Source organism: Bradyrhizobium rifense (assembly GCF_008123425.1).
GTDB classification, from domain to species: Bacteria; Pseudomonadota; Alphaproteobacteria; order Rhizobiales; family Xanthobacteraceae; genus Bradyrhizobium; species Bradyrhizobium rifense.
Genome location: NZ_VSSS01000057.1, coordinates 128882 through 140801, shown reverse-complemented (window position 1 = coordinate 140801; position 11920 = coordinate 128882). Strand labels below are relative to the sequence as shown.

At 58.9% G+C, this 11920-nt stretch carries 12 protein-coding genes; 5 read left to right on the top strand and 7 right to left on the bottom strand.

The window, feature by feature from the left end; all coding sequences use genetic code 11:
- Positions 1-367: 367 nt before the first annotated feature.
- Complete coding sequence (locus FXB40_RS34055; RefSeq protein WP_148776654.1) at positions 368-1051, top strand: alpha/beta fold hydrolase; 684 nt, start codon at positions 368-370, stop codon at positions 1049-1051.
- Positions 1048-1542 carry an ABC transporter substrate-binding protein gene (locus tag FXB40_RS34050; protein WP_148776653.1) on the top strand — a complete coding sequence of 165 codons (495 nt, stop codon included), beginning with the start codon at positions 1048-1050 and terminating at the stop codon, positions 1540-1542. The genes FXB40_RS34055 and FXB40_RS34050 overlap by 4 nt, the downstream gene beginning before the upstream one ends.
- Positions 1543-1913: 371 nt before the next feature.
- Here FXB40_RS34050 and FXB40_RS34045 read toward each other — a convergent pair whose 3' ends face one another.
- From FXB40_RS34045 to FXB40_RS34030, 4 genes are read right to left on the bottom strand one after another with little or no spacing between them, the layout of a single operon-like run.
- A complete protein-coding gene (locus FXB40_RS34045; protein ID WP_187437331.1) occupies positions 1914-2903 on the bottom strand; it encodes an alpha/beta hydrolase family protein in 990 nt (329 codons plus the stop codon).
- A gap of 46 nt (positions 2904-2949) precedes the next feature.
- A complete protein-coding gene (locus FXB40_RS34040) occupies positions 2950-3867 on the bottom strand; it encodes a GIN domain-containing protein (protein WP_148776652.1) in 918 nt (305 codons plus the stop codon).
- A 21-nt stretch (positions 3868-3888) separates the two neighbouring features.
- Positions 3889-4461, bottom strand: coding sequence for a DUF1700 domain-containing protein (locus tag FXB40_RS34035; RefSeq protein ID WP_148776651.1), 573 nt, complete (start codon positions 4459-4461; stop codon positions 3889-3891).
- Position 4462: 1 nt separating this feature from the next.
- Positions 4463-4786 carry a PadR family transcriptional regulator gene (locus FXB40_RS34030; RefSeq protein WP_148776650.1) on the bottom strand — a complete coding sequence of 108 codons (324 nt, stop codon included), beginning with the start codon at positions 4784-4786 and terminating at the stop codon, positions 4463-4465.
- Between the two features lie 346 nt (positions 4787-5132).
- Here FXB40_RS34030 and FXB40_RS34025 point away from each other — a divergent pair, with 346 nt between their 5' ends.
- Entirely contained in the window at positions 5133-5675 is a 543-nt protein-coding gene (locus FXB40_RS34025; RefSeq protein WP_148776649.1) for a hypothetical protein, read from the top strand.
- Between the two features lie 144 nt (positions 5676-5819).
- Here FXB40_RS34025 and FXB40_RS34020 read toward each other — a convergent pair whose 3' ends face one another.
- Positions 5820-6116 carry a DUF1127 domain-containing protein gene (locus tag FXB40_RS34020; protein WP_148776648.1) on the bottom strand — a complete coding sequence of 99 codons (297 nt, stop codon included), beginning with the start codon at positions 6114-6116 and terminating at the stop codon, positions 5820-5822.
- A 116-nt stretch (positions 6117-6232) separates the two neighbouring features.
- Between FXB40_RS34020 and FXB40_RS34015 the strand changes: the two genes are divergently transcribed.
- A complete protein-coding gene (locus FXB40_RS34015) occupies positions 6233-7891 on the top strand; it encodes a winged helix-turn-helix domain-containing tetratricopeptide repeat protein (RefSeq protein WP_246208144.1) in 1659 nt (552 codons plus the stop codon).
- Between the two features lie 426 nt (positions 7892-8317).
- Here FXB40_RS34015 and FXB40_RS34010 read toward each other — a convergent pair whose 3' ends face one another.
- Together FXB40_RS34010 and FXB40_RS34000 are read right to left on the bottom strand one after the other, a co-directional pair.
- Positions 8318-9385: a GIY-YIG nuclease family protein gene (locus tag FXB40_RS34010; protein WP_187437330.1), complete on the bottom strand. Its 1068-nt coding sequence runs from the start codon at positions 9383-9385 to the stop codon at positions 8318-8320.
- Positions 9386-9920: 535 nt separating this feature from the next.
- On the bottom strand, positions 9921-10814 hold the full coding sequence (locus FXB40_RS34000; RefSeq protein WP_246208142.1) for a GNAT family N-acetyltransferase: 894 nt from the start codon (positions 10812-10814) through the stop codon (positions 9921-9923).
- A gap of 309 nt (positions 10815-11123) precedes the next feature.
- Here FXB40_RS34000 and FXB40_RS33995 point away from each other — a divergent pair, with 309 nt between their 5' ends.
- Positions 11124-11894, top strand: a complete 771-nt coding sequence (locus tag FXB40_RS33995) for an outer membrane protein (RefSeq protein WP_148776646.1) — start codon at positions 11124-11126, stop codon at positions 11892-11894.
- Positions 11895-11920 lie beyond the last annotated feature (26 nt).

The following is an 11920-nucleotide window of genomic DNA, read 5'->3' as shown; positions in this document are numbered from 1 at the left end:
ACTTCCACCGGGCGTCGGGCAAGCTGATAGAGGCAGGGCATGTCGGAGCGATGGGCGATCGGGTTTGGCTACCGTGACAGCGTGACATTTTCCATGTCACGCGTGACATGTCACGGATGTCACGGCCCATCTTAGCGTGACGTGACGTGACAGGGGTTTATACCCTGTCACGGATGTCACGCTGTGGGGAGGATTCTTGAGAAAGAAAAAGCCAGCGCAGGGCGGTGGTCACGCCCTCCAAACGCGCTGGCGTGGCCCGTGGTGCGTTTGAGGGCTTGGCCGCTTTTGGGTAAGGACAACTGGTTGTGGCTGGAGCTCACAATGTGACTGATTAGCTATCAGATCAATGATCTTGCGGAGGTTGGCAATGACGATCTCGCTTCGATTTATAGAGACAAATGGCATTCGAATGCACCTGGCCGAAGCAGGGAGCGGCCCCGCCGTGCTTCTCTGCCATGGCTTTCCGGAGTGCTGGTATTCGTGGCGGCACCAATTGGAAGCGCTCGCTGCCGCCGGATATCGCGCCATCGCGCCCGACATGCGTGGTTACGGGCAGACGGACAAACCGGATGCGATCGATCAATACACTCTATTGCATTTGACCGGAGACATGGTCGGATTGCTCGACGCGATCGGCACGGATCGAGCAGTCGTTGTCGGACATTATTGGGGAGCGCCGGTCGCTTGGCGCTGCGCTCTGTTTAGACCGGATCGATTTAGGGCTGTCGTTGGCTTGAGCGTGCCGTTTCCGGTGCGTGGTCCCGACCGACCAAGCACTGTCATGCCGAGGGCCGAAAAGCAGCGCTTCTATCAACTGTATTTCCAGACGCCGGGCGTTGCCGAGGCAGAACTCGAAAAAGACGTCCACAACGCAATCAAGACGACATTGTTCGCCCTATCTGGCGATGCGCCGGTTGAGGATCCTGCGTCGCTCACGATGCTTCCTAGTGAGGGGGGTGGCTTGATGGGAAGCCTACAACCCAATCATTGCCGACGTGGCTCACGGACAGTGACATCGAATTTTACGTTGAGGAGTTCAAGCGCACCATGACCGCAATCGGGTTGCTGGTGAACGTCGCCAGTGGCGTGATTATCGATCGTCAAGAAGCTGAGAGTGCATGTCAGAGATTGGGCATCAAGTTGGTTCTCGCCGAAGTCCGGGCGCCCAATGATCTGGATACGGCATTTCAGGGATTAGCAAAGAACGGCGTCCAGGCAGTCATCGTGCTTGTCGATGGTATGCTGTTCAACGAGCGGGATCGGGTCGCCGCACTTGCTGCGGTCACGAAACTGCCGGCCATCTACGGCTTTCGCGATCATGTCGATGCGGGCGGCCTACTTAGCTACGGGGCCAGCCTGGCAGACAATTTTCATCGTGCGGCGGCCTATGTTGTCAAAATCCTCAAGGGCGCCAAACCGGCTGATCTACCGGTCGAATTTGCCACCAAATTTGAAATGGTCATCAACCTCAAGACTGCGAAGGCGCTCGGCCTCACTGTGCCACCGACGCTGCTCGCCCGAGCCGACGAGGTGATCGAATAACTGTGCAACCGCGCACATGGCCTTGCTGCGGTGCATGAGTCGGCTTGTGGCCCATCGCGACAAGTGTAGGAGGTCGCGCTGAGGTCTCCTGTTGGAGACGGAGCCGACTTGATTTCTCACCGCAAGTATTACGGCTCGTGGCCCCGAACTGACATGCTGCTGCAGTCGCCTAATGTCCGCAGTTCTGGGCAGACCGGAAATGGCTCAGGTCGGACGCGGCTGGCAACGGCAAGAATGTCGAGATTGGTGCGGAGAGCGATCGGATGCTGATCCGAGGTGGGCCCCACACCGCGAACGTTGGGAGGGAGCCCATCTCTACTGCGTCTAGAGGTCGCGCATTTCAACGACCTCCCTGATCTTGATGTGTGGCCTTACTCCGCTGGTCGGACCAACCATTTCCGGAAGAATGCGAGCACGTCGGCGTTGAACTCTGCATGGAATGCGACGCGGTCGAAGCCCGGCTCATCCACACAGAGTTGGGACCGCGCCTGGACCAGCGCCGGCGGACAAAGAAAAAAGGCCATATGCCCGGCGTTCGAAACCACTCGATATTCGTGTGCGACCAGAAGGTTTGCGTCCACAGCGGCGACATCGTGGAGGAGCACGCCATACCCGCCCCGTTCCGACGCCCAGAGCTGAACAGGCGCTTTGAGAGGCGCCAGGCTCTCCGCGGAGAAAAAGATGACCAGCGGATCGACAAGCACCGCGGCTTTGATCCGCGGATCGTGCGTGATCGGCTGCGATGGGTATTTCCTGTCGAGTATCTGTTTGCAGATCGGCAGCTGGCTTTGCTGACAATAGTTCGAAGCGGCTCCGGCCCAATCCGGATTGGCGCCGAGCAACACAAGCCCGGTATAGCCACCGCGCGAGTAGCCAAAGAAGCCGATTCTGGCTTGATCGATTTTTGCGGCGAACGGCGACGCACCGATCATGAAGTCGATTAGGCGCTTGATGTCGGCGGGCCGCTCGACGAAGATCGAAAGATTGCCCGAAGACCGGCTGAGATCCTGAGCGGTATCGCCGGGGTGATTGATGGCTGCGACGATGAAGCCATTGTCGGCGAGGGTCTCGGCGGTGTCATGATTGACGAGAAACGTGCCGCCTTGCCCATGGGAATCGGCGATCAGCGGCAGGTGGTTCCCTGCGAGGGGACAATCCTTCACCCCCGATAAGATGAACACGCCGGCATGAATCTCTCCCGGCGTTTCGGCGCAAGGATACCAGATCATGCCGTGAATCGCCGGACCATCGGCGTCGGCAGGGATATCGAACGATCGCAGGCCGGCAGCCTGCACCAGCGTTGCTGTGACGCAGAATCCGATCGCGGAAAAGAACATGCAAACGTGGTTCGAAGCGAGCATCGAATTCCCCTCCCTGTTATGCAAGGCTGCTTCACTGCAGAAGATCCTACGGTACCTGCTTGATCTCAGCTGAACCCGACACATGCGAACTGATCCGCACCACAGTGCCGTGCAGTTTCACGACGGCACTGCCGGAGACCGTGATATCGGCATCCTGGCGCGGCGCGAGGTCAACGTTGGCGCTCCCGTGGATTTTCGCGTTGACTCGCTCGGCGATCAAACCGCCGAGATCGGAGCGGCCGGAGCCGGCGGACTCGAGCGACACCTCGCGGGCCGCTCCGCTGGCGGTGACGACGCTGCTGCCGTGCATAATGATGCGCAGCACGTCCTGCCTGCTATCAGCGAGCTTGAGATCCGTGCTGCCCGACATCTTCACGCTGGTCTTTTGCGCGACCAGCCGGCGGAGTTCGGCTCGGCCGGAGCCGGCGGCATCGAGCGATACCTCCTTCGCTTCGCCGCTTGCCGTCACAATGCCGCTGCCGTGCATGGTGACGCTCAGCACATCCTGTCTGATATCGGAGAGGTCGAGCTCGCCCGAACCGCTCAACGTCCACGCGGCGACGGCAGGGCCAGCGAGCTGGACCACGAGATTGTCCGCCGGAAAGCAGTCGACCAGATTGTCCCATTCCACCGAGTCCCATTCCAGCGTGCCATCGTGCAGCCGCACGTGGTCGACCAAGTCGGCGTCTCCGCTGACGCTGGCCTGTGGCTTGAGGCCAGGCTGATAATGCACCTGCGCCGGAATCTTGATCTTGACGACATCGCTGCCGGCCCATTCGAGATCGACGGTGCGGCGCTCGCCCGCGCCGGTCCTTTTCGCCGATGCGCAGGCCCGCAACGGGCTGGCCCAGGACCGATAGTCGCCGTTGATCCAGTCCGTTGCCGAAGTCAGAACCGTGAATATGCCACAGGCAGCCGCGATGCTCAGCGACACCAGCGCAATCCCTCCAAGACGTCTGTTCATGGTGCACCTCTCTAATCCTGGTTAAGTCGGGTCCTCTTCCGGCTTAAGCAGCCGGTAGTGCAGCCGGGCGTAGTTGCCGAGCACCTTCACCGCGCCGTTGAGCGCCAGCAGCAGGAGCGCCCCGCCCCCGACGCTGCCAGCGATCATCCCGATGCCGGCCACCGCGCGCAGCAGCATCGCGGCGATCGAGGCGAAGTGCCCGATCTTCACGAGACTCAGCAGCAGTCCGATGCCGACGATGCCGAGCACGAAGACGGCAAGGCCGATCACCAGCATGATCAGCATCGCAGTGAACAGCAGCGGCAACAGGAACAGAATGTCGACTGTGGCCAATCCGCCGAGCGCCAGCAGGGCAGCGGCGGAGTTGCCCAGACTACGGTGATTTTCCCAGTGGCGAAGCCCGGTTTCGGCGCGCAATTCTCGCGCCAGTCGCCGCGGATCGCCGAGCGCCGCAGCCACCTCGGCCTCACTTCGCCCCGAGGCCTCGGCTTCATCAAAATAGGACATGTAGTCGGCGAGAATATCGTCGATCTCCCGCGCCGGGAGCCCGGCGAGTCCCTCGTTGAGGATGGTCAAGAAGGCGACGCGGTTCATTTCAGCGTTCTCCCAGCAACTGGTTGACGGCATCGGTGAACGTCCGCCACTCGCCCTTCTGCGCTGCGAAGGCCGCGCGGCCGGCCGGGGTGAGCCGATAGTATTTGCGCGGCGGACCGCTGTTCGATTCGGCGAGGCGCGTTTCGACCAGCCCATCGTCGTGCATGCGCCGCATCAGGGGATAGATCGTACCCTCTCCCATGCCGACACCGGCCGCGAGCGCGCTGGCAATCTCGTAGGCATAGCTTTCGCCGCGCGCCAGCAGCGCCAGTACGCACAATTCGAGCGCGCCTTTCTTGAGCTGGACTTGGTTCTGTTCGGTCATGGCAGCCGCGCGGTTGGGCTTGGTCTGAGGGTATATATTACTAGGTACCATGCATTGCAAGGTATATGTTTGTGAAGGGTAATTGCTCGGAGATCGCGAGTGCAGCGGGAGCGGTGACGTTTGTTAGGCGGGGGAAAAGAACAAAGCGGTCATCGCCTGAAGACGACGAGTAGCAGCCTTGCCGACCGGTTCAGAGAGTGTCTGTTTTGCGATGAGGACCGGAAGTGATGGGCAACCGGCCGAGGCGGCGCGATTGACCCAGAACGGACCTTTGACGCCGAAGCGCAGCGCACTTCTTTAGTAACTGCCGGATAATTCTGATGGCTGAGTTCAATAGAGGTCGGGAATGAATAACGCGACAGTAGCTGCGCTCGTGTACGAGTTTCTGTTCGAGGTCTATCGGAAAATGGATCACGACCGAGCGGAAGGGTGGATGCAATCACTTCCTGATGAAGATGGTTCGCTACGCGAGGCCTTCGACCATGGACATTTGAGCTGCTGGGAGTGGCCCGCCGGTACGTTGCAGGAAATTGGTATTCTAAAGGCGCTCCAACCAAGGCCGCGCGTGTTCGGGCCTTACTTCTACCCAGTACTGACCTTGGAAGAATGTGCAGCTGCCGACTTCTCGCAATTCGAGACCTTCGACAATTATTGCATTGCCATGTTCTCGTTCGAAATGCTGCGCAGCCATTTTGGACACCGCGGTGAGGTCAATCTCAGCATTCGATCGAGCCGCTTCATGGAAGCTGTTGCGCACCGAGATGATATCTTTCTGATCGAGGACAACGGTCAGGTCAGGTTTGATGAGCAGCGCTTCAACCAGAAAGTCATGGCTCGCTGGAATGGAGGGCTGGATGATCGCCGCATCCATGCCAAAGGAGTTGTTTAGGCCCAAGGTGTGGCGTTCTGAAAGAGTAGTGCGCCAATGTCGCCTGTTGGCCCATCGCTTCCGTTGGCGCAGGGCAGCTACATGTCGGTTCGCAGGGGTAGACCGGAAGTTCGTATCCGAGCGTCAAACCGACGCGATTGACCCTTATCGGAAGTCGGTGGGCCCAATCTGGCCGTCTACCGTTGGCGGGTATCGGAGCCATTCGCCGGATCGGATGCCTCGCGGGTCAATACCTCGGTGCGACGCGACGTAGTCGATCTCTCCGCGCGTGGTGCCGATGTCCATCAGCTCCGTGTCGCTTAACTTGCACAAGGTGGCGCGCAATTTTTGGCATTCGCGGCGCTCCCGAAAGGCATCCCAATATTTCCAGATGAAGCTGGCGACATGCCGGGTCGATACGGATGTCCGTTCCAGCCACGTTGTGCCGTGCGTCGAGCTCATTGCGATGTCCCCCTGGGACGGTGTTTCTTCCACGGCCTTGGCGTTCCCCTCTTGCCACCATGGTGTCAGGAGCCGTCACAGCCGGCACGAGGGTGCCGCGAGAGCGGCTTGTATGCTTGACCTGCATCTTACATTTTCCTCACCTGCAGCTTATTCTTGCGATGTCCAGCCACGCCAAATCGCTACCCGGCTATCGGGGGCTCTCATCCAAGGGGATTCGCATTTTGCGCTATCTCTTCGAGGATTACGCATTCGACCCTGACCGGCGCGAGCTGCATCGCGGCGCGGACGTCGTCTCCATCGCACCACAGGTGTTCGATCTGCTTGATTACCTGATCCGCAACAGGGAGCGCGTCGTCAGTAAAGACGATCTCATCAATGCCGTTTGGAATGGGCGCAGCGTTTCGGATGCAGCACTGACGACCCGGCTAAATGTCGCCCGAAGCGCAATCGGGGATTCCGGGCAGGAACAGCGATTGATCAGGACGTTACCGCGTAAGGGCTTCCGCTTCGTCGGACAGGTGCGGGAGGCGCGAGATGTTGCGAGCCCAAATCCGGGCGATGCGCCCGAAAGCGCTCCTGCAGTTCCCGACAAGCCCTCCATCGCCGTTCTGCCGTTCGCGAACATGTCTGGCGATTCCGAGCAGGAGTACTTCGCGGACGGGATGGTTGAGGAGATCACGACCGCGCTTTCGCGGTTCAAATGGCTTTTCGTGATCGCTCGAAATTCGAGTTTCACCTTCAAGGGCAAAGCGGTCGACATCAAGGAAGTCGGGCGCAAGCTTGGCGTGCGCTACGTCCTTGAGGGGGCGGTGCGCAAGGCGTCGGGGAAAGTTCGCATCACTTGCCAGTTGATTGAAGCGGCTACGGGCTCACACATTTGGGCGGACAGGTTCGAGCGTGACGTGACAGACATTTTCGCGTTACAGGACGATGTCACGCTCGCCGTTGTCTCAGCTATTCAGCCAAAGTTGCTTCAAACGGAAATTGCCATGGCGACGCGGCGGCGATCAGAGAACCTGTCAGCCTATGATTTTTTTCTCCGAGCCCTGCAACAGTATTACCTACCGACCCGCGAAGGGGTGGCCGAGGCGATAAGGCTGGCTCGTCGCGCCCTGGAGTTGGACCCTAAGTTTGGCCTTGTCGCGGCTCTGGAAGGTGCCGGCCACGGGCTCAACGTCCTTCTCGGCTACGCCATCGATCCTCAACGCGACCGCAACGAAGCAGTTCGGCTTCTTCGCTTGGCATTGAGCCTCGACGATAACGATTCTGAAACGTTAGCATGGGCTTGCCTAATCTCGGCGTACCACGTCGACGACTGTGAAAGTGCGATCGAAATGGCTGACCGGGCGGTCGCGCTCAACTCCAATTCATATTGGGCATGGAACTGCAGAGGCAATGTCTATAGAATTGCGGGGCTGCCGGAGGAAGCGATCCGGAGCTTTGAACACGCCCTTCGCGTGAGCCCGGTAGACCCACGCCTACACCGAGCGCTTTCTGGGATGGGCGTCTCCTTTATCGAGCTTTGTCGCTTTGACGAGGCAATCGCCGCAGGGAAGAAAGCCCAACGTCAGAACCCCTCCTATTCGCCAGCTTACCGCTGTCTCGCATCCGCCTTCGCCCATCTCGGACGCGACGTTGAGGCCCGTGAGGCGGCGGCGCGTCTGCTTGAGACCGATCCTGCATTTACAATATCTTCGTGGATCGCTCGGGGCGGACAATCAAACGCGAAGCTGATGACTGAGGGCCTTCGGAAAGCTGGGTTGCCCGAGTAGATCTCCAATGTTCACGAGGTGATAGAATAGCGGCACTCTTCTCCGGCGCGTAAGTCCGGAGTTGGCCCATCAGCGAAGTCGCCGAGCGCTTCGTTGAGGTCCGCTCAGTACGGCAAGGCGGACCAGATTTGCTCCGGTTGAGTTCTTCGCATTTTGACCCGAACCGGACGTGTTGCCTCTCCCGTCGGTTTGTCGGCTTCAATGCGTATCACATCACGCAAGGAGCGGGTTGGCTGTGCAGTGCCAAGGAAGTGGTCTTTGAACTTCAGGTCTGGGCGGAGACCGGGCCTATAATGGTGGCCAAGGAAAGACCCGGAGTCCGCCCGGAGCGGGCATTCATAGGTGCTTAGCAGACCGTTGCGAAGGGCGGGAAGCGCTACCTAATGATTGCGACTACAACGCAGAAGCTCCCATAAACGCTCCTGCTCAATTCGAATTGCTCTTAGCGACCCGTGAAACCCAGTCGTGGATTGGCTTTAATTCCGCATACGCCCCATCGAACGCCGAATTCAACGTGGCTTGATCGTAGTCCCGCTTCGGATCGACGTCGATTTTCGTTTGGACGGTCAGGTGTGGGGACACGTCCATCATTCTCGGGGTTTCGTCGGTCGCGGTGCGCACCGTGACGAGCTGCTTGCTTCTGCCACGGAAATTCTTGCTTGCATCAAGACATTCTCTCGCTTCAGAGAGCAACTCGAGCCAAAGCGCCGGGTCGATTTCGGAAAGCTTATGCCGCCTTCCGCCGATATGTTGTTCCACGATGGTCGGTCGCGCATGCACCTGCCACGCGTCGCGCGAGAGGATTAGGAGAATACGATCCGGGTTGCCGATCTCGGCCTTGATCTCCTCCAAGTTCGGTCGCGCCATCTCGAACTGGATGAAAGTCGCGATTGGCCAGCCGGAATACTTCATACCTTCGAGATTGACGCCCAAATAAATCTCACGCGGATCCCTGTCTATCGCGATGTTCCATTGGACTCCCTTGTATCCATCGCTGAGGCCGAAGTGCGGCTTTCCGACTTGCCCGAATGGCCTCCCTTTGACGCCCAGTCTCGACACAAACGAATAGAGGATCGGAGCGTATTCTTCGTCGCCTTTCATCCCGATGGGTCTTCTTATGTTATCCTTTGTTCTTTTCGCCAGCGTCGCCGGTGGAATTGACGGAGCGGGTATTTCTTTAATGTCGCTTTGCTGTGCCAACATTGTCTTGGCGTGTCCATAAGCCTCGTCGGCGGTCAGCTGAAAGAATTCACGGCCCTTTTGCCGGTAGCGCTCCAAGGTTCGATGAATAAGCGATTCGAACCGGATGCAATCGTCGACCGCCAAGACGTATCTAACGCTCCAAAGAAAATCTCCGGTCGAGCTCTTGTTGATCTCCGCACAGCGAACCATCGGATCCTTTTTTGTCATGCCGATTTTGCAAACTGGCAAATCGAGGTCTTTGACCTCAAGGATGTAAACATTCCCCGTGAAGCCATCTTGCACTTGAGCCATTGTTGACATTCTTCGAGTGACAATTGGTTACTTTGAGACCCATGAGCGATGTTTTTCAGGATCAGCGTCGGCTAATCTAACACGAAAGGTCGCGTCAGAGTCGAACTAAGGCCGCTTCCGGAAGGCGCATTCCTGGCGCTCTTGTGTGCCGGTGGTGGCATCCTTTGGTTCGGGATGACAAGACCGGCGCCATCGCAGCAGCAGCGACCGCGAAAGGCCGTATCGCCGTGCCGTTGCCGCGACCTTGGCGGGGACCCCGAGAGCTCTCCACAACGATCTTGAGCTTCTGCTCAGACCAGCGCCGTCGCCTGCCTGTGTCCATCACCTGAAGCTGCTCGACTTGGGCGCTGCGCCTATCACTGTCCATAGAGATAGGTTCTTAGTCCACAAGCCACTTCGCAAGACGGCCGCCGCCGGAGGCGTATGCCTAGCGCGTTGTCTGAGTGCTAAGCCTGCTTATGGCCCGTTTGAGACCTTGCGACGGGCACTGAAGATGTCCGGTTACCGGCGCGGACCGGAAGTCATCGCGGGAGGACTAACCGACGCGATTGACCCATATGAGACATTCGCTCTGAGCTAGATCGCTCGGGCGAAGCGCCGGAAGCCAGGCGTGCCGGTGAGTGAGCGCTTCGAAGGTAGCGTCGCGCTTCTCCTCTGCAAATGAGAAGCCGGCTTTCGCGTAGCAGCGCTCGGCCTTATCATTGCCGATCACAAACGTAATCGAGGCATGCGCGAAACCGGCAGCGCGACCAGCTGCAATCCCACCCACGAGCAATGCCTGAATCGCCCCGCGGCCACGAAACGCGGGCGCTGATGCGACATGCTCGATCAACCAATCCTCGTCATTGCCCTGAACCCAACACGGCCGGGCATACGCTCCGCGCGTGTAGATGGCTGCAAGATCGGCTTCACTCATACCAGCGCGGCGTGCTGCCTCATCGATTGCAGGCCGTACTGTCTCGCGCGCAAACCGTGAAGGCATGACGCAGAGTGCCGCGGCGCGCTCGCCGTTGATCTCGGCCACGAGAAATTGGGAGACGTGATACCAGGAGCTTTGCTTGGCGACCGCAAGCCGCTCCAGGAATGCGAGCACCTCAGGCTCGGTCCTGTCGAGCGCAAAGTCGAACCAGCCAAGCGGCCGAGGCCCGCGTTGCGCGAGCAGGATTGTGCGCGCGATGAATTCGGCGTCGTCAGTACGCCCTCGTCGGATTTCTGGTGTCATGATTTCGCACCAACTTGTCATGGCGAGACTTGTCCTAAAGGCCGGCATGGACGGATTGGCTCGCCGGTCCCCGAGCGAGGATGCCGCAATCGATGCCTGTAAGAGCGAAGCAAGAGGCATCGTTCCGTACAGCCGTTCCACCATGATCGCTTTTAGAAAATCCTTCTCCCGACCGCCGCTCGGTTTTGCGGGGAGAGCGCGAACCATTTGTGGCGATTGAGTAGATTTTTCTATCTATCGCTCGCTGCAGTCGAGGAGGGGCGTTCGCAGCAAGCCCTGATCGATCGCCTTTGGTCGCTGCAGTCCGCTGCAAACTGGCAATTTCCAATCATCAATATGCACGTTGGTGGGTATTTAGTTCCATGTAAGTCATTAAAATATTTGAAGAATTGTCGTTCAATATCTGACTCGAGTGTTGCGGCTTGGCTACATCAACCTGCCGGCGAACGGGATAGCGTTGACCACGCAGGTGGGCGTCGTGCCTTTTTTGAACTTCTTTCTGGGAGATTTCTCGTAATGAAAAAGCTTCTGATTGCCGCGACCGGGATGATGGCCGTGGGTCTATCCGCTCCCGCGTCGGCTGCTGATATGGCGGCGCGCCCATACACCAAGGCGCCGCCTCCAATTGTCGCTCCGATCTATGACTGGACCGGTTTCTACATCGGCGCCAACGGCGGATGGGGCCAGAGCCGCGGTTGTGTGGATTTCGTCACGCCGGCAGGGACAGTCGCGGGTGGTTGCGCTTCTCGTTCTGGAGGTCTAGCCGGTGGACAGATCGGGTATCGCTGGCAAACAAATCAGTTTGTGCTCGGATTGGAAGCGCAGGGCGATTGGGCCGACATCAAGAACACGCGCGTCAGCCTGATTGATCCGCTGCTTTCGACCACAGGCAAAACCGACGGCATTGGTCTCTTCACGGCGCAACTCGGTTGGGCGTGGAACGCGTCACTGCTCTACGTGAAGGGTGGTGCGGCCGTGACCCACAATCGTCTTGATGTCTTCAACAACCTGACCGGGGTCGGTCTGGACTCGGCAAGCCACACGCGCTGGGGCGGTGCCTTAGGCGTTGGCTGGGAGTATGGCTTCACGCCGAACTGGTCGGTCGGTGTTGAATACGACCATCTTTGGATGGGGAATGACAACCGCACCTTCGCAGGCGCAGGTGTGCTCACACCCGGTGGCGTTACCCTCCTCGGCGACAGGGTTAGCCAGGACGTGGACATGGTCACTGTTCGATTGAACTATCGCTTCGGTGGCTTCGGTGCCCCGATCGCGGCGAGATACTGATCTCATCAGTCTACGCGAAGGCCCCG